This is a genomic window from Pseudarthrobacter sp. NPDC058329 (assembly GCF_042879835.1).
GTDB lineage: Bacteria > Actinomycetota > Actinomycetes > Actinomycetales > Micrococcaceae > Arthrobacter.
Genome location: NZ_JBHVZR010000019.1, coordinates 73093 through 89175, shown reverse-complemented (window position 1 = coordinate 89175; position 16083 = coordinate 73093). Strand labels below are relative to the sequence as shown.

General features: G+C 61.4%; 16 protein-coding genes. 7 read left to right on the top strand and 9 right to left on the bottom strand.

All coding sequences use genetic code 11. The features are described from left to right. Positions 1–958: 958 nt before the first annotated feature. Complete coding sequence (locus tag ACFVYC_RS19500; RefSeq protein ID WP_387553362.1) at positions 959–1288, top strand: DUF4234 domain-containing protein; 330 nt, start codon at positions 959–961, stop codon at positions 1286–1288. 2 nt (positions 1289–1290) lie between these two features. Beyond that, a complete protein-coding gene (locus ACFVYC_RS19495) occupies positions 1291–1947 on the top strand; it encodes a hypothetical protein (RefSeq protein WP_387553360.1) in 657 nt (218 codons plus the stop codon). A 106-nt stretch (positions 1948–2053) separates the two neighbouring features. Here ACFVYC_RS19495 and ACFVYC_RS19490 read toward each other — a convergent pair whose 3' ends face one another. Further along, a complete protein-coding gene (locus tag ACFVYC_RS19490) occupies positions 2054–2776 on the bottom strand; it encodes a hypothetical protein (RefSeq protein WP_387553358.1) in 723 nt (240 codons plus the stop codon). A gap of 106 nt (positions 2777–2882) precedes the next feature. Next, positions 2883–3632 carry a FadR/GntR family transcriptional regulator gene (locus ACFVYC_RS19485; protein WP_387553356.1) on the bottom strand — a complete coding sequence of 250 codons (750 nt, stop codon included), beginning with the start codon at positions 3630–3632 and terminating at the stop codon, positions 2883–2885. Between the two features lie 95 nt (positions 3633–3727). Here ACFVYC_RS19485 and ACFVYC_RS19480 point away from each other — a divergent pair, with 95 nt between their 5' ends. From ACFVYC_RS19480 to ACFVYC_RS19470, 3 genes are read left to right on the top strand one after another with little or no spacing between them, the layout of a single operon-like run. Then, complete coding sequence (locus ACFVYC_RS19480) at positions 3728–4606, top strand: carbon-nitrogen hydrolase family protein (protein WP_387553354.1); 879 nt, start codon at positions 3728–3730, stop codon at positions 4604–4606. 9 nt (positions 4607–4615) lie between these two features. Beyond that, entirely contained in the window at positions 4616–5965 is a 1350-nt protein-coding gene (locus ACFVYC_RS19475) for an APC family permease (protein ID WP_387553352.1), read from the top strand. A gap of 47 nt (positions 5966–6012) precedes the next feature. Then, complete coding sequence (locus ACFVYC_RS19470; RefSeq protein WP_387553350.1) at positions 6013–6792, top strand: carbon-nitrogen hydrolase family protein; 780 nt, start codon at positions 6013–6015, stop codon at positions 6790–6792. Between the two features lie 21 nt (positions 6793–6813). Here the strand turns inward: ACFVYC_RS19470 and ACFVYC_RS19465 are convergent, their stop codons facing one another. From ACFVYC_RS19465 to ACFVYC_RS19455, 3 genes are all read right to left on the bottom strand, one after another. Next, positions 6814–7557: a hypothetical protein gene (locus ACFVYC_RS19465; RefSeq protein WP_387553348.1), complete on the bottom strand. Its 744-nt coding sequence runs from the start codon at positions 7555–7557 to the stop codon at positions 6814–6816. Positions 7558–7725: 168 nt separating this feature from the next. Next, on the bottom strand, positions 7726–8250 hold the full coding sequence (locus ACFVYC_RS19460; RefSeq protein WP_387553346.1) for an RES family NAD+ phosphorylase: 525 nt from the start codon (positions 8248–8250) through the stop codon (positions 7726–7728). Beyond that, positions 8247–8864 (bottom strand): hypothetical protein, encoded by a 618-nt coding sequence (locus ACFVYC_RS19455; RefSeq protein WP_387553344.1) that lies wholly within the window; start codon positions 8862–8864, stop codon positions 8247–8249. The genes ACFVYC_RS19460 and ACFVYC_RS19455 overlap by 4 nt, the downstream gene beginning before the upstream one ends. Positions 8865–8951: 87 nt before the next feature. On the opposite strand from ACFVYC_RS19455, the gene ACFVYC_RS19450 reads away from it, so the two are divergent. Beyond that, positions 8952–9530, top strand: coding sequence for an APC family permease (locus tag ACFVYC_RS19450; protein ID WP_387553342.1), 579 nt, complete (start codon positions 8952–8954; stop codon positions 9528–9530). 47 nt (positions 9531–9577) lie between these two features. Next, entirely contained in the window at positions 9578–10357 is a 780-nt protein-coding gene (locus ACFVYC_RS19445) for a carbon-nitrogen hydrolase family protein (protein ID WP_387553340.1), read from the top strand. Positions 10358–10544: 187 nt separating this feature from the next. Here the strand turns inward: ACFVYC_RS19445 and ACFVYC_RS19440 are convergent, their stop codons facing one another. The 4 genes from ACFVYC_RS19440 to ACFVYC_RS19425 form a co-directional block, all read right to left on the bottom strand. Then, on the bottom strand, positions 10545–11210 hold the full coding sequence (locus tag ACFVYC_RS19440) for a hypothetical protein (RefSeq protein WP_387553338.1): 666 nt from the start codon (positions 11208–11210) through the stop codon (positions 10545–10547). A 278-nt stretch (positions 11211–11488) separates the two neighbouring features. Next, entirely contained in the window at positions 11489–12559 is a 1071-nt protein-coding gene (mcrC, locus tag ACFVYC_RS19435; RefSeq protein ID WP_387553336.1) for a 5-methylcytosine-specific restriction endonuclease system specificity protein McrC, read from the bottom strand. Continuing rightward, positions 12556–14799: an AAA family ATPase gene (locus ACFVYC_RS19430; RefSeq protein WP_387553334.1), complete on the bottom strand. Its 2244-nt coding sequence runs from the start codon at positions 14797–14799 to the stop codon at positions 12556–12558. The genes mcrC and ACFVYC_RS19430 overlap by 4 nt, the downstream gene beginning before the upstream one ends. Positions 14800–15550: 751 nt before the next feature. Beyond that, entirely contained in the window at positions 15551–15940 is a 390-nt protein-coding gene (locus ACFVYC_RS19425) for a hypothetical protein (RefSeq protein WP_387553332.1), read from the bottom strand. Positions 15941–16083: the final 143 nt, after the last annotated feature.

The window sequence follows — 16083 nt, the reverse complement described above, 5'->3', positions numbered from 1 at the left end:
ACGATGGAAGCCGGCCCTGAACGCCTTCGCCATCAGCTTCGACGGAAGAATCAACTAAATGCCAACCGTGGATCCACCGAAAATCGGACAGTCCCTGGCTTGTGCCTAGGTACTTATATCAAGGTTCAACTATTGAAGGTTAATGTGACTTGACGTTTGGTCCCAAATGGTTCATGCAGGCCCTGAGCGCACTGTTAGGCGATTTCGACCGGTAGTATTAGGAGTTTTCTCAGGAGGACCGTGCGTAGGTGTGCAACTGGGCGAAAGCGAATGTCGTCGACTGACGTCTCGCCGCCTTGATGCATCCAGAATGTCTTAGTGGATTTGGGCCGAAGGATCAAGGGCTTCCGTTGCAGCCAGCCCCATAAACATCGTGCGGTGGAGGAGGCGGATGTGCACGTGCTTTCGTCCGACTTCCACCGCTTACTCCTGCGGGCGCTCAGCTGCCACGAGCACGACGTGAAAGAGGTTCGACTCGTACAGCCTGTTGGTGGGGTAGGGGATTGAGTTGTCTTAAAGCTCGGCAAGGGTCTCGTCGTAGACGTCGACGACGGTGCGCATGCCACCACGCCGTTCCCAGCAGCTGATGGAACTGTTGCTCCATGCGGTGGCCCTCAGCGCGTCTTCCTTGCTTGCCTGGTGGTGGCGGTTAGCCTCCGCCCTCGCCCCACAGACCAGCGTCTTCCGGCTGATGTAAGCGATAGGCCGCGAATCGACGCGGGTTGAACGCGATCATCTCAAGGCTTCGGCAATGAGGCGCAGCCGGAGCAGCCAATAACCAGGAAAAAGTCACTGCGATTTTTGATTATGACGTCTCCCGCAGGATCAGCTCAAGATCGGCTCAGGTTCATGGCCCGCCGTGACGGTCATCGGATACGGTCATTTGGGGAAATCTACGACGCTGCGTTGCGCCAAAGGTACAACTCCAAAAGTTCCATGAAACGCACCTAGGAGAAATATGAAATATCGCAGCATCGCCGCGCCGCTACTTTTACCTCTAATCACTTTCGGTATCTACTCCTTAGTTTGGAGTGTCAAGACGAAGAATGAAATGAATAAGTACGGCACGGGAATACCCACCGCTTGGTTGCTCATCGTGCCTATTGCCAACATCGTTTGGCTATGGAAGTACTCCGTGGGAGTCGAGGTCTTCACCCGTCGAGGTCTCGGACGTCATGCGGCCTTTTGGCTGATGCTCCTTCTCGGAACCATCGGGTCAGCCATTGTTCAGCACGAGTTCAACCGAAAAGTAGCACCGACCCCGCTGAGCTTGCCCATTTCTGCCTGATCATGGATGCTCTGGTCGACGCTTTCGTGCACGATGTCAAACAGATCCCTGGAGAGCGTTTCGAAATCTACCGAAATGGCTGGGAAGGGCAAATCGGTATGGCCCTACTCGATGCCGTCTATTCCAAGCAAACGCAATATAGGACAAAACGGGGCAAGGGTCTCCTCCCGCGGTTGCTGGCCTTCCATGGCAAACATGAGCCGGCACGTTCAGACCTCCGGGAGTTGCTCAAACTGTCTGAGACAGAGTTGCAAGACATCCTGGGCAATGGGGTGACCAATGGAAGGACGAAAGCGTCAGCAGCGCTGGAGGCAGCTAGAAAGCTTGTCGGTGCTGAGGTCTATACCCACGAACAGTACGACCATCAGAACCCTTCCCACAGAAGTGCGTACCTTACAGTTCACGGATTGGGCCCTGTCACCCACAACTACTTCGGGATGTTGCTCGGCTATCCCGACACGAAGCCGGATACATGGATCGTCCGCGCCGTTCAGCGGGTGGCAGATGCTGAAAAACTGGGGCTTGTAGTCAAGCCAAAGCTGGCCAGAACTGTAGTCACTGAGGCTCATGACATAACGAAACTGGGAAAAACTGTCACGCATATGGATCACGCTATTTGGCTGACTGAACGCGCCAGAAGACCGTTGGATCAAGAGTGAGCCACCGCTGGTAATCCCGCCACGAAGGAGAGCGACGGCCTGGACCGAACTGCGTATCCGGGCTGTCGACGCGGTCGTCGCTATCCTGAGTAGCTGAACGTGGACATCAGCGGTTCCAGAGTTGATGCCTGAATTCGTTGATCAGTTGAGCTTCCACCTGAAGGGCCTGAGCTCTGGTCTCAAGCGTCTGCCAGCGAACTTCCAGTCCTGCGTGGTCAATTGCTGAACGCGCTGCTTCCTTCGCCCTCATAGGAGTGCCTGCAAGAGCTTCGTCCAGCCGTGCTTGGAGCCAAATCGGGTCTTCCAATGCCCTGTCGAATGCATGCTCTCCCAACCCGGAGCCGGCTCCCTTGCCGCTGGCGTAGATTGCCAGCCGTCCACGGAGCCCATTGCCCTTCCTTTCCCCTGCCATGCCTATGTAGACAGGGCCGCGATGAGATTCCGCTGCGATCCGGAACATGTAAACGCCGGGGAATCGCGGCGCGACTTTAAGGGCATCGTCAAAGGGGATCCACTCGGACCAAATTCCATGACTGGGGTTGGCGACTGTACGGACGGGAACAGGGCGAAGACCGGGCTTTTCAACTGTCGGCAGATGGGTTGGAATGGGTGGGATAGCGGGAGGTGCCGGCGGTTTCGGAATACGCCGTCCGCGCTCGGCGGCGAGTTGTTCTACGTAACTCGGCCTGAGAAACCAGTTTCCTCCATGCTGCGGAGGGAACTGTCGGGCGCCTGGAGGCCGTTCATCACGAAGCCTTTGTCGCAACGTTTTCGGATTCATCCCAATATTGGCAGCGGCTTCTTCAGCGCTGATTATGAAGTCGTCCACGGTTCAATCCTGCCGTACATACTTGCTTTCCATAGCGAGGCTCGGGGAACGACTGACTCATAAGGTAGCCCACGCGCTAGACGTTGCTTCATTCCTCCCCTGGGGACTACGGCCGTCCGCCCTGCGTCAGCCCCATAAACATCGTCCGGTGCAGGATGTCCACGTGCTTCCGGGAGAGCTCCACAGCTTCCTCAACGCGACCTGCACGCAGGGCGGCCACCAGCGCGATGTGGTCGTGGTTGGACTTGTGCAGCTTCTCGATCGGGTAGGGGATGAAGTAGTCGTACAGTTCGGCGAGAGTCTCATGGTAGACCTCGACGGCGGAGTCCAGGCATGATGCAGTTCCCACCAGTTGATGGAACTGCTCGTCCATCCGGTGGTAGTAGGACCAGTCGGACGACGCGGCCATCTCACGCGTCAGCCGCTCCAGCTCGTCCAGCTGCTCCGCCGTGGCATTGACCGCCGCGTAGTGGGTCACCGCACACTCGAACAGCAACCGCCGGTCCACTAGCCGGTTCACCGCCTGGGACTCCGCCGGCGAAGCCGAAAGCTCCGCCAGAACCTCGGTAGGCGGGGAGTCCGCCACAAATGTTCCGCCCGCCCGGCCGCGCCGCCGGACCACCACACCCTGCTCCGCCAGGCTGGCCAACGCGCGGCGGGCCGTAATCGGGCTGACCGAAAGACCCAGGGCAACATCTTCCTGGTCGGGCAGCCGCTCGCCTGGCTTCAACAGCCCTAAAGAAATAGCCATTCCGATCCGCATCCGCACCGCGTCCATGGCGCTGCGGCGCTCCATGCCGCGCACTCCGGAACCTAGGCGCGTGGGCTCGACGGTGTCCTCCAGCTGACGGGTCATATCCGCTACCTTACGGCCCACGCCGCCCCCTTTCCTTTATTTGTTCATTCTGATCTAATATAACCCGGATCACACCCCAACGCGGAGACAAACCCATGCAACGCATCCTTCCCCTCATCGCTGCCCAGGCACGGCCGCGGCTCATCGGCGAACCCGTCTCGGCCTTCGCCGACGAGGTCAAAGAAGCCCTCGAAGCCCAGCCGCACAGCAAACTGGTCGTCTTCCCCGAGCTCCACCTCTTCGGCGATGAGAACCCGGACCTGCAAAGGACCGAAATGCTCCAAGCAAGTGCCGAACCGCTGGCCGGCCCACGTGTCAAAGAACTGAAACAGCTCGCCAAGGACCTCAACATCTGGCTGGTCCCCGGCAGCGTCTGCGAACGCGGCCCGGAAGGCCAGCTGTTCAACACCCAACTGGTCCTGTCCCCGGAAGGGGAGCTCGCCGGCTACTACCGGAAGATCTTCCCTTGGCGCCCGTTCGAGCCCTACGACCCCGGCGACAAGTTCACCACCGTGGACCTAACCGGCATCGGCAGGGTGGGGCTGAACATCTGCTACGACGCCTGGTACCCGGAGGTGTCCCGCCAGCTCGCCTGGATGGGCGCTGATGTGATCCTCAACGTCGTCAAAACCACCACCCCGGACCGCAAGCAGGAGTTGATCCTGGCCAAGGCCAACGCCATCGTCAACCAGGTCTTTGTGGTGAGCGTCAACTGCGCCGGCCCCACGGGCCAGGGCAAGAGCATCATCGTAGACCCGGAGGGCAACACCCTCGCCGAGGCAAAAGACGATCAACCCCAGCTGCTCACCGCGGAACTGGACCTTGCCGACGTCGACCGCGTCCGCACGCACGGCACGGAGAACCTCAACCGCCCGTGGTCGCAGTTCCGCGAGGGGGAGCCCGCCGTCGAACTTTCCGTCTACCAAGGCCGGATCAATCCGGCCACCTGGACGCCGCCGTCCTACAAGCCGTAAGGAAACACCGTGACAACAACCCTCACCCGCACGCTGAAGCTGCCCAGCCTGGTCTTGTTCGGGCTGGCGTACCTGACCCCGATCATCGTCCTGGGGATCTTCGGCATCATCGCCGAAACCACCGGCGGCGCCGCGCCCGCCGCGTACCTCGTGGCGCTCGTGGCCATGCTGTTCACGGCGCACAGCTACGGCCGGATGGCCGTCGCCCACCCCGTGGCCGGCTCCGCCTACACCTACGTCCGCCGCTCCATCGATCCCCGGGTCGGGTTCCTGGTGGGCTGGGCCGTCCTGCTGGACTACCTCTTCCTGCCCATGGTCATCTGGCTCATCGGCGGCTCCTACCTGACCGCCCAGTTCCCCGGCATCCCCATCGGCGTCTGGATCATGGGCTTCATCGTCATCACCACGCTGCTGAACATCCTGGGCATCGAGGTGGCGGACAAGGCCAACTACGTGCTGATGGCGTTCCAGCTGCTGGTCCTGGTGTTCTTCGTGGCGCTGGCCATCGGCAGCGTGGTGTCCGCCAACGGCGCCGGGGGACTTGCCAGCGGGCAGCCGTTCTTCAGTGACACCGCCAGCTTCACCACCATCTCCGCCGGCGCGGCCATCGCCGCGTACTCGTTCCTGGGTTTCGACGCCGTCACCACCCTCACCGAGGAAACCGTCAACCCTCGCCGGACCGTGCCGCGCGCCATCATGCTCGTGGCCCTGATCGGCGGCGGCATCTTCGTGGCGGTGTCCTACGTGACCCAGCTGGTCCACCCCGGCGGCGTGTTCGAGGACTCGGCCTCCGCAGCCAGCTCCATCGCCCTGCAGATCGGCGGGCAGCTGTTCGGGGCCGTGTTCCTGGCCGGCCTGGTGGTGGCCCAGTTTGCCTCCGGCCTCGCCGCGCAGGCCAGCGCCTCCCGCCTGCTGTACGCGATGGGCCGCGACTCCGTCCTGCCCAAGGCCGTCTTCGGCCGGCTCAGCGAGAAGTTCCACACCCCGGTGGCGAACCTGGTGGTCACCGGCGTCGTGGGCCTGATCGCGATCTTCCTGGACGTGGCCACGTCGACGTCGTTCATCAACTTTGGTGCCTTCACCGCCTTCACGCTGGTGAACGCCTCGGTGGTGTTCCACTATGTGCGCCAGCGCCGGGCCGGGCAGCAGCTGAACCCGGTGTCCTACGTGGTGGTCCCGGTGATCGGCGCGCTCATCTGCGCCTACCTGCTCTCCCGGCTGGACAGCAACGCCATTACGCTGGGTGTGTCCTGGCTGGTGCTGGGCGTGCTGGTTCTGGCCCTGATCACCCGCGGCTTCAAGGCCTCGCCTCCGGAGATGACGGCCACGGAGAAGGCGACGGTCGAGGCCGCCGCCTGACCCGGACAGTTTGTGGTGTGGCCGCCGGGCCGAGGGAAGGAACAGCCGTGAGGATTGCGCTGGGGCAGCTGGAGTCGGGCGCCGACATCCGGGCCAACCTCGCCGCGATCGACGGGTTCGCCGCCGAGGCAGCGTGCGACGGCGCCGTGCTGGTCGCCTTCCCGGAGTACGCCACCTACGAGAAGAAGAAGGTGGACGCGACGTTCCCCGAAGTGGCCGAGCCGCTGGACGGGCCCGTGTGTCGGGCACTTGCCGGCATTGCCCGCCGCCACCGGATCACGCTGGTGGCGGGCGTGGTGGAGACCTCGGACGAGCCGGGCCGGGCGTACAACACGCTGGTGGCTTTCGGGCCCGACGGCGGCCGGCTGGCTTCCTACCGGAAGATCCACCTGTTCGACGCGCAGGGCTTCGGGGAGTCGACATTCATCAAGCCGGGCGAGTCTCTTGAGCCGGTGGTGTTCGAGCACGGGGGAGTGCGGTTCGGCTTGATGACCTGCTACGATCTGCGGTTCCCGGAGCTGGCCAGGTCGCTGGCGGACGCCGGCACGCAGGTTCTGCTGGTCTGCTCGTCCTGGGTGCCGGGCGAGCACAAGACGGAGCAGTGGCTGGCGCTGAGCGCGGCCCGGGCGATTGAGAACAGCGTGTACGTGGCGGGGGTGTGCCAGGCGCCGCCCGTGTCGGTGGGCCGGAGCGTGCTGGTGGACCCGATGGGGGTGGTGGAAGCTGACCTTGGGCTGACGCCCGGAGTGCGGACGGTGGAGGTTTCGCTGGAGACGGTGGACCGGGTGCGGGAGTCGTTCCCGATGTTCCGGCAGCGGCGGCTGTAGCAGACTGGGGCGATGGCGAGGTTAGCGCGTTGCTTGAGATATAGACTTCTTCGTACCGTCGCTGAGTTGAGTTTCTATGAACGCCTCCAAGCGCTCGGGATCAGGCTCAACTCTCTGTGCTTCTTCTAAAACGTCCCAGGTGGAGTAGTCCTCTGGGTCCTCGAAGACGATTAGCCCAACCCCGTGCGACCTCGCCACATCCCGAACGGCTTGGATGTCCTCTGCCAAGGCTCCTGCTCTGTCCCCAGGAACGTCCAGAACAACGTAGCTATGGGTGGCGGCTCTACGATGCGCCAGTGCTTCGTATACTGCCAACACATCAATGGCATCGACGGGTTTAATCTCGAAGGTGATGACTTCCAGGACTTTCTGAGGCAGAAATTGAAACGTCCGCACTGAAATCCAAACAAGATCCGGTCTGGACCATCGTCCGCCGGTCGCACGGGCACCCTGATGCGCTGTTACTTCGATCTCAAGGGGTCGCACGCGGCGATCGCGACTCCAGTCACCACCGAGCACCTTAGCTATCGGGGTGTACAGTTCTGCCTCACGGCGAAGGGCGTTGACTGCAATTTCACCTTGGGTGGTGGGGTCGATGTCGACGGGAATGCTGACGGTCTCGACTTCGGGGGATTCAGTTACCCGGCTAAGCGTGCCGCCGCGCCCGCGGCCACGTCGAATAAGACTCATATCTTCCAAGCCATCCCTGATAGCCCAGTACTCGTCTCCCCACCCAAGCTGATCCTGCAACTTGAGTTGCCCCACTGTGGAACCTTTGCGGAGATATGGTCTCCCAGACGGCCTGCCGGCTCGCGGCCAGGGCAGAGCACGATGGCGCGAAGTGTCAGCGATGTCATGGCGAACTGCGAGAGAAACACGCTGACGATGCCATCCACAGTATGCGGCGCGGAACGGAACCACCGGTCAGCGAGGCTAGAGGTGCCGAACCAAGGGCAACACTGAAGCAGGGGGCCTTCCCTCGTCGACGATGAGCCATCCGACGGTTGTGGGGCGTGGACCGAATAAGACGTACACCTGCCCATCTGCTGGTGGGCCGTCATGAACTCCCTTGTGCACCAAGCAGCCGCAGGCTGCACCTGGGTAGAGGGCTGCGGACGGCGCTTGCAGCGCAACAGCTCCCCGCTTCCGGAGACGTGCGGCTTCTGCTTGGCACTCGGGATAGTAGCGTTCATCACCGAATAGAGCGTCGTCAGTGAGCTTGGGTGCTGAGAAGGTGCTGTCTTCGATGTTGACGGCCCAAAGCGCCCTAGCGATTCCCTGGAGATCTTTTTCTTCAGTGATTTCTTCATGTCGGAGGAATTCGGCCCAAGCGCCTGCAGGCGTGTTGGCCAAATATTGTGCGGGTCCATGCCCTTTTGCGTGCCACCTTGCAGGAGGCTGGTCTGGGCTTTCCCAGAAAAATGGATAACGGCGGTCGCCGTGCCGGTATCCGATCATGCGGACATGGGTGTGGTCAGGGCAGCGGCCAAACGCTTCACTTTTTGGAAGTCTACGTCGTCGGTGTTCCAGTCGCCTTTCATGATTTCTATCGGCGCTCGGCCATCAAGTTGCGAACGGACGCGAGTGAACCAGCGGCGAATGCCGAATTCGTTGTAGCTCCCCGCAAGGTCCGCGGTAATGAGAGTGACGGCGTGTAGCTTTTCGGCGATTGGGTCAGGAGTGGGACGTTCTTCGTTCCGGTAGCGATGCACGGACGAACCGGATGCGCCAACTATGGTTTCCAAAAGGTCCTCGCCAAGCAATTGGATCATGCGCGGCCACTCTTGGTTCGGCAGCGGTGAATGCTCGATAGCATCTAAAGCCCTGTGGAGCGCAAGCCTGATTTGCTCAGGGGAAGTGTTCTCGGTGATGGCGGAGGCGTCGCGAGCTATGCCTTTGACGGCGAAAGCCCTAATCGCGTGTTGAGCCACGGCGATGTCACCAAGGTTGCGATTATCCGGGAGCAAGGGCGTCATGTCGAAGAGTAGAAATGCCAAGTTGCTTAGGCGTGCGGTGAGGTGTGCTGCTTCCGCCTCCGCATCAGACGAACGAATTGGTTCTGTAGGGAGCATGTCGGGGTCCTTTTGGGTGGGTGCCGGAGGCCGAACTGGTTCCGTTTGTCCCTGCCGCAATAATCGTTCCCCAAAAGGTGCATGTCAATGGTTTTCCAAATACAAGTCTCACGTAGCCTGCAGATCGGCGGGCAGCTGTTCGGCGCGGTGTTCCTGGCCGGCCTGGTGGTGGCGCAGTTCGCCTCCGGCTTCGCCGCGCAGGCCAGCGCCTCCCGCCTGCTGTACGCGATGGGCCGCGACTCCGTCCTGCCCAAGGCGGTCTTCGGCCGGCTGAGCGAGAAGTTCCATACCCCGGTGGCCAACCTGGTGATCACCGGCGTCGTGGGCCTGATCGCGATCTTCCTGGACGTGGCAACGTCGACGTCATTCATCAACTTTGGTGCCTTCACCGCATTCACGCTGGTGAACGCCTCAGTGGTGTTCCACTATGTGCGCCAGCGCCGGGCCGGGCAGCAGCTGAACCCGGTGTCCTACGTGGTGGTCCCTGTGATCGGCGCGATCATCTGCGCCTACCTGCTCTCCCGGCTGGACAGCAACGCCATTACGCTGGGGGTGTCCTGGCTGGTGCTGGGCGTGCTGGTCCTGGCTCTGATTACCCGCGGGTTCAAGGCATCGCCGCCGGAGATGACGGCGACGGAGAAAGCGACGGTCGAGGCGGCCGCGTAAGCCTGTTTGTTCGTAGCGTGGCTTTTGGACCGAGGGAAGGAACCGTTGTGAGGATTGCGCTGGGGCAGCTGGAGTCATGCGCCGACATCCGGGCCAACCTCGCCGCGATCGACCGGTTCGCCGCGGAGGCAGCCCGCGACGGCGCGGCGCTGGCCGCCTTCCCCGAGTACGCCACCTACGAGAAGAAGAAGGTGGACGCCACCTTCCCCGCGGTGGCCGAGCCGCTGGACGGGCCCATCTGCGTAGAGCTCGCCAACATCGCCCGCCGCCACCGTATCGCGGTGGTGGCGGGCGTGGTGGAAACCTCGGACGAACCGGGCCGGGCGTACAACACGCTCGTGGCTTACGGGCCCGACGGCGGCCGGCTGGCTTTCTACCGCAAGATCCACCTTTTTGACGCGCAGGGCTTCGGGGAGTCGACGTTCATCAAGCCTGGGCCGTCCACTCATCCGGTGGTGTTCGAGCACGGGGGAGTGCGGTTCGGTCTTATGACCTGCTACGACCTGCGGTTCCCCGAGCTAGCCAGATGTCTGGCCGACGGCGGCGCGCAGGTCCTGCTCGTCTGCTCGTCCTGGGTGCCGGGCGAGCACAAGACGGAGCAGTGGCTCGCCCTGAACGCTGCCCGGGCGATCGAGAACAGCGTTTACGTTGCGGGGGTGTGCCAGGCACCCCCGGTGTCCGTGGGCCGCAGCGTGCTGGTGGATCCGATGGGCGTTGTTGAGGCTGACCTTGGACTTGAGCCCGTTGTGCGCACGGTGGAGGTTTCGCTGGACACGGTGGACCGGGTCCGGGAGTCGTTCCCGATGTTCCGGCAGCGGCGGTTATAGGGGCGCTGGCTATCCGGCGAGACGGCCGCCGCAAACCCGGACATGGGTGACTTCACCGTTTGCACCGCCAACCCGTCACAGCGGAGGGTGTTCAGCGGCGACGTAAGTCCAGATTCAATGTCGAGGCCTCCGTTCGAAGGAGCATCCAGGTTGACTTAGAAGATCCTGGAAGTGCCGCTGACGTCGCCTATGCCGATCTTCTCTTCGGGTGTCGTAGGCCCGCGGGGACCTTATCGTCGGCGATGCCTGAGTTGGGCGACGGCAAGAGCCGCTCGTCTATCTCAACCACGTAGCGGTGCCATCCTGACCCGGCTTGGAACCTCGCCACCCACACTCGTGTGTCCCACGGCTGATCGCGCGTCGCCCTGCCGCGGAACCAAACGGAAGAGAGGTTCTCCTGAAGATTCAGGTCACCCACAGCCTCGGTCTTGCCGTCGGCGAACTCGTCGGAGAGCCGGTTGAGGTAGGACTGGACCCGGTGGCTCCGGCCAAAGAGGAAGAGGTGCCGCTCGTCAGCCGGTTCATCTAAAAGCTTCGCCCAGTCCGCTGCCAGCAACTCCATGCAATAACGATCAAGTTCGTTGTAACGAAGGGGGATTGAACCGCTTTCGGACTGCGGTTCGCCATCTCTCTTTGCCTGCGCCCACTCTTTGAGGATCTTCTTATCTGGCGGGGAAGTGACTTCGACGATGCCACGCCGTCCGTTCTGGTCGGGGTAGATCCAAGCACCATCGGGCTTCCTATCGCCTGCACATGCGTCCGCCAGCTGTATGTCGACCCCGAGGACATTCTCCATGATGAGGAACGCGATCTCTTCTTCCCGGCTGGCCTTTGCTCCCGCTGCATTGCTCATCCTCAAACGATAGCGAAGCCTGAACGGGAAATAGTTGGCGTGGACGCTCGTGCCTTTGCAGTCTGGCAATGGGTCCACCAACCGCACATCCTTGCGCAACGATTGGGTCGTCACGCTCCGGTTCGAGCGCAACAAGAGCGATCTCGCTGGAGGTTGTTTGCTGACAGATCGGTGGCTGAAGGGGAATGTGTAGGCGTTCCTCGCCTCGGAGTCGTGATGACCGCTTTAACTCCGGACTGACCGCCGATCAAGTCACGAGTGTCGCCATCAAGGCAGTGTCAGCGGGCAAGTAAAGCGCCTCGGTCTTCAAGCCATCCGACTACGTCTTCGAGTTGAGTGCGGACGTACTCCCAGGGTCGGTTGAGGTCGAGGGTTCGTGCGCCTATCCGATTGCCTTGGATTACGACGTCCAGGTCGGGTTGCTCTACGGCATCGGTGTGCGCGTAGAGGAGCAGTCCGCTGACGGAGCCGTCGCGCCGGGTGTCCTCGTTCTTCACATATGAAAACACTTGGTACAGATTTGTTGAGTGGACGGTCGCCTTGCCCCATGCTCCGGTCTGCATCGTATGGCTGTAGTACTTCGCGTCGATGATGAGAGTGCGCCCGCGGCTGCGGAGCGTGACGTCGGTACGCATCGAGGGCAGTTGCAACCTGTTGCCGCTCGGCTCATCGAGGTCCCAATCAACGGTCGGCGCGGCGGGGGAGAGCTCGGGATGGTGGACCCGGTAGTACTCACGCAGGAACCGTTCGTACAGGGCGTTCATCGCATCATCTGAAACCCACGACGTGAGCTTCATAGTTCCGGAGTCCCGGGAAGGGAGGAGTCCACGGACGATCAGCTCGCAGACTCCGAGCAGCAGCCGGTAAGCGGCGTTGGCGCGGTGGTAGGTGAGTAGGTCCCACCGGATCGACGCAGGTGCCACCAGCGTCACGGCATCCAAGTAGGGCAGGAGCCGCCGCAACGCGTCTTTGCGAGCCATAGCGACGTCGCTATGGCGGATGAGGAGCACGATGATCGACTTCAGTGCCCTGTTATGGGGTGTGTCTGGTTCGTACTCGTCAAACTCACAAACTAGCCGCCCACGGGTGTTCGAGCGGATGGCAATAGAGCCGGTCACGTCGATTCGGCCGCGGACGGTGGCAATTTCGTCGCTGCGGTGAAGGTAATCTCGGTGAAGACCGCGCTTGACCTGCGCGCCGACGCCACGCACAAGGATCTCCGCAAGCAGGTCATGAATGTGATCGAAGCGCTCGGCGGCAATCCTGTCGGTCCCATCGCCGCGGATCGCTCGGAAAGCATAGGCCATCATGACGTACACGTTGCGAACCATGATCGAGGGGTCGTTCATGCGACGGCACTCCGGAGCTTGCCTGCCCACTCCTCGGCCTTGGTGGGCTCGTCGAACCAGTACTCGTCTAGCAGTGGGATGAGTTCGTCCTCGACGACCGAGTAGAGCCAGGCGTCGTCGGCGTCATTGTCCGCAGGAAGCGTGAGGTAGCTGTGCCCAATCGCAAAGCCCTGGCCGAGTGCTGGGTCGTCGGTTATGGCCCTGTTGAGATCGATGACGGCGGTAATGAGGCGGTCGAGGGTGGGGCTGCCGGCCTGTTGCTGCCATCGGGTGAATCCGTCCGAGCCGAACCCAGGGGACATCTCGAAAAATCCGAAACGACGGCGTAGCGCGTAGTCGAGGACGGCCAGGCTTCGATCTGCGGTATTCATCATCCCGATGATGTGGACGTTGGCCGGGACTGAGAAGGTCTCGTTTTTGTAGACCAAGCGCAGTTCTTGTCCGCGTTTGTCGGCCTCGATGAGCATGAGCAGCTCGCCGAAGATCTTGGAGATGTTGCCACGGTTGATTTCGTCCACGATGAAGAAGTAGGGCCGGTCATCGTCGTCAGCGCGGGCCTGCTCGCAAAATCGGTAAAACGCTCCCTCGGCGAGCATAAATCCGCCTTCCGCGGTGGGCCGGTAGCCCATCATGAAATCTTCGTAGGAATAGCTCTGATGAAACTGAACTGTCTGGATCCTGCTCGGGTCCTTCACTCCTAAGATCGAGTACGCGAGACGTTTGGCGGCAAAGGTCTTGCCGACACCCGGCGGACCAGCGAGGATGACATTCTTCTTTCGCAGCAGCAACGAGCGCAGTCGGTCGTAGCCACTGGGTGATAGATAGACGTCGTTGAGGAATGCAGTCCTGTCGTAGGACGGGAGTGGCGTCGCCGGGGGTGGCGGCCCCGGCTCAACTTCGCCGGTGACAAGAGCCTCTAATTTTTCCACGTAGTCGCGGTACGTTGTGATGTCGGTGAGCGTTTTTGTTGCAGCGTCTCCGGGGTGTTCCCAGGACCCCGTGTGGGTCCACTTCACCGAACGGACGTGGCGGAACGAGGCGCGGTCCGGTTCGAACCGTCCGCCGGAGGTGACCTCACCGCGACCGACGATCTCACGGCGGCCGCGTTTGGCGTAGACGATATCGCCTACTGCGATCTCGTTCTGGAACTGCCACACCGCTAGGACGTCGTTCTTCATTGTGCCGCCACTTGCCTCGACGTCGAGGGCCTGTCGGATCGCCTCCCGGTTTGGGTACGAAGCCAGGTTGTCTAGCTCATCCCAACCGATCGCCATGATGTCGTTTGCCGAGAACTCCGGCCACTCCGAGGCTTGCGCCCCGGGAGAGTAGAGCCAGTAGTGGCGGGGCCGAGGTTCGGCCAACGCGGCGACTTCGGTGGCAGCAGGGGCGGTTTCGCCGGCGGAGGAGCCCCAAAGCTCTGCAACACCCGGGGTCCAGTAGTGGAACTGTCCCTTGACCGATCGGGCCAGGGCGGTGCGGATAGCCAATAGGTCACGGTCGATCGATGCTGGATCGCTGCCTGTCACTCCACCGATCTGATCGGCAAGTCGGTCCCGGATCCTTTGTTTCATTCCCGCTGACGAGATTGGTTCGAAGACGTCCGGACGGGCGAGGAACTGCAGCGCATTCCGAATGTCGGAACGGTCGTTGCCGGAGGAAAGCATGGCTTGCTGGAGCTTCCACGGATCGGTCCGCGCAACCTTCCGTTCGTCCTCGGGTAGACCGTTCCAATGGCGCACGAATGAAGCTACCCATATGATGTGCCGCCACATCGCGCTGTTGTACCACGGGCCAGGTTCGAAGCCAGCGACCCCAGTTGGGCGGTCCAGCCACTTCGACACGTTTGCGGGAACCGTCACAGGTGAGTCGAGGTGGGATAGAACCCTCTCCACATGAGCTCGACGGGTCTCGGGTAGAGCGGAGCGCAGCGGATGCTCGCGCAGGAAGACGATCTCGGCCGCTAGGAGCACGACCTCGCGGGGCGCACCATGAAGTTGCTGGTCGAGTTTGTCCCACTGTCGCTGGTTCGATCCGACAATCAGGTTGTCCGCGATCCTGGCCCTAAGCTCCTCGGATGCCTCGGCCGTCCAGATCCTGGTGCTCGGGTCAATCACGGACCGTCCGTCTCCGAACATGTGAGTGATCACCTCACCGGCGTCATGCGCTATCGCCATGTCGGGGGCGGTGCGGGATGAGGCAACAGCCGCAATCTGATCATTTTCGGACTGTTCGTTAGTCATGTTTGCAGTCTCCTCGTTGGCTGAGTCCTTCTCGGGCGATCCTCTGGGCAGAGCGTACACGTCCCATAAAACGGCTTCTGTCAGCTTCAGAAGCAACAAGGGGTCCGATGCAACTCGCTTGTCAACCCCTGAATCCTGTAGTCAGGAGAGCGCCCGAGAATAGCGGTATATTTTTGCCCGCGAGGGGACCAGGGTGGCTAATCCAATGGTGGCCCCTCGGAGGACGGACGCCTAGGATGATGACCCATGGCTGCCAGGCCTCATACTCAATTCCTGATTGGCCTCACCTTGGCGGCCTTGTCTGGCGCGAGCCATGAAATCAACGCCGGCGGTGTTCGAGGATTTGGCGCCAGCAGCCAGCCCCATCGCTCAGTCGGGGGCAGAGGCTCGGTGACTTGTGCCTCTGGCCGGCCTGTTCGAATGCCTTCCCTCTGGCCTTTGCTAAGCAGGCTAGCGGGCCTGATTTTCCCGATGGGCCCCGACTCCGTCCTGCCCCAGGCCGTCTTCGGCTCTCATCGAGAAGTTCCACTCCGTTTGTACCCGGGAATCACATGGGAAATAGTCGGAGATCTTGCTGTAGGTGGTCGGGACATCGTCGTTGGCAAAAGACACGCCGAGCTTCAACCCGAGATCAGATTCCTCTGCCTACCGGGTCCACCAGCATGCTCCTGCCCGGCGCGCTTCCAACTTAACGCTGTCGCTCGAAGACGCGCGCGACGGAGGAGCGAGGGTCTTCGACATAGCTCCCCGATCAATAATCTTTGACAGGCCAGTTCCCCTCGGACTTCAGTCGTTTCTCCATGTTTTGAACATGGTAGGAGGCCTCGCGCACTTCGCCCTCGGGCGCCCTGTTACCGTCCGGCCCGGGGGACCTCTTTTCGTCGAGTTTAAGGAGTCTTTCCCTATACTCCTCAACATTGGTCCGACCGTCGTATGAGTGCCAAATGGCGGTGGCAACGCTGGCCTCTGGAAGTTCATTACCGTATTGTCCGCCAGAGCCGATTCCGTGGGACATTCCATTCCATCTGTATTCCCCTCCTTCATGGAATTCGGGGAACGAGGATTCCTCGACCCTGCTCGATGTTTGGTCTTTGGGGCCACCTTGATACCTAAAAGTCTTCATAAGGTAAAAGTAGTTCACCAACTTCGTGTTCAAACGGTCCAACACACACTATGTTGACCGGCATACGCACCCCCTATGGGTGGAGGCTGGAGTTTCTAGCTGACTCCTGCAGGCGTTGCCTGCGATCAGGCGGGAGATTCATCGAATCCTTTTTGGTTTTT

Excerpts from the sequence above, each read along its gene's own strand:
- ACFVYC_RS19500 (WP_387553362.1), top strand. The coding sequence starts at position 959 with ATGAAATATCGCAGCATCGCCGCGCCGCTACTTTTACCTCTAATCACT.
- ACFVYC_RS19495 (WP_387553360.1), top strand. The coding sequence starts at position 1,291 with ATGGATGCTCTGGTCGACGCTTTCGTGCACGATGTCAAACAGATCCCT.
- ACFVYC_RS19485 (WP_387553356.1), bottom strand. The coding sequence starts at position 3,632 with ATGACCCGTCAGCTGGAGGACACCGTCGAGCCCACGCGCCTAGGTTCC.
- ACFVYC_RS19480 (WP_387553354.1), top strand. The coding sequence starts at position 3,728 with ATGCAACGCATCCTTCCCCTCATCGCTGCCCAGGCACGGCCGCGGCTC.
- ACFVYC_RS19460 (WP_387553346.1), bottom strand. The coding sequence starts at position 8,250 with ATGATCGGATACCGGCACGGCGACCGCCGTTATCCATTTTTCTGGGAA.
- ACFVYC_RS19455 (WP_387553344.1), bottom strand. The coding sequence starts at position 8,864 with ATGCTCCCTACAGAACCAATTCGTTCGTCTGATGCGGAGGCGGAAGCA.
- ACFVYC_RS19450 (WP_387553342.1), top strand. The coding sequence starts at position 8,952 with ATGGTTTTCCAAATACAAGTCTCACGTAGCCTGCAGATCGGCGGGCAG.
- ACFVYC_RS19440 (WP_387553338.1), bottom strand. The coding sequence starts at position 11,210 with ATGAGCAATGCAGCGGGAGCAAAGGCCAGCCGGGAAGAAGAGATCGCG.
- mcrC (WP_387553336.1), bottom strand. The coding sequence starts at position 12,559 with ATGAACGACCCCTCGATCATGGTTCGCAACGTGTACGTCATGATGGCC.
- ACFVYC_RS19430 (WP_387553334.1), bottom strand. The coding sequence starts at position 14,799 with ATGACTAACGAACAGTCCGAAAATGATCAGATTGCGGCTGTTGCCTCA.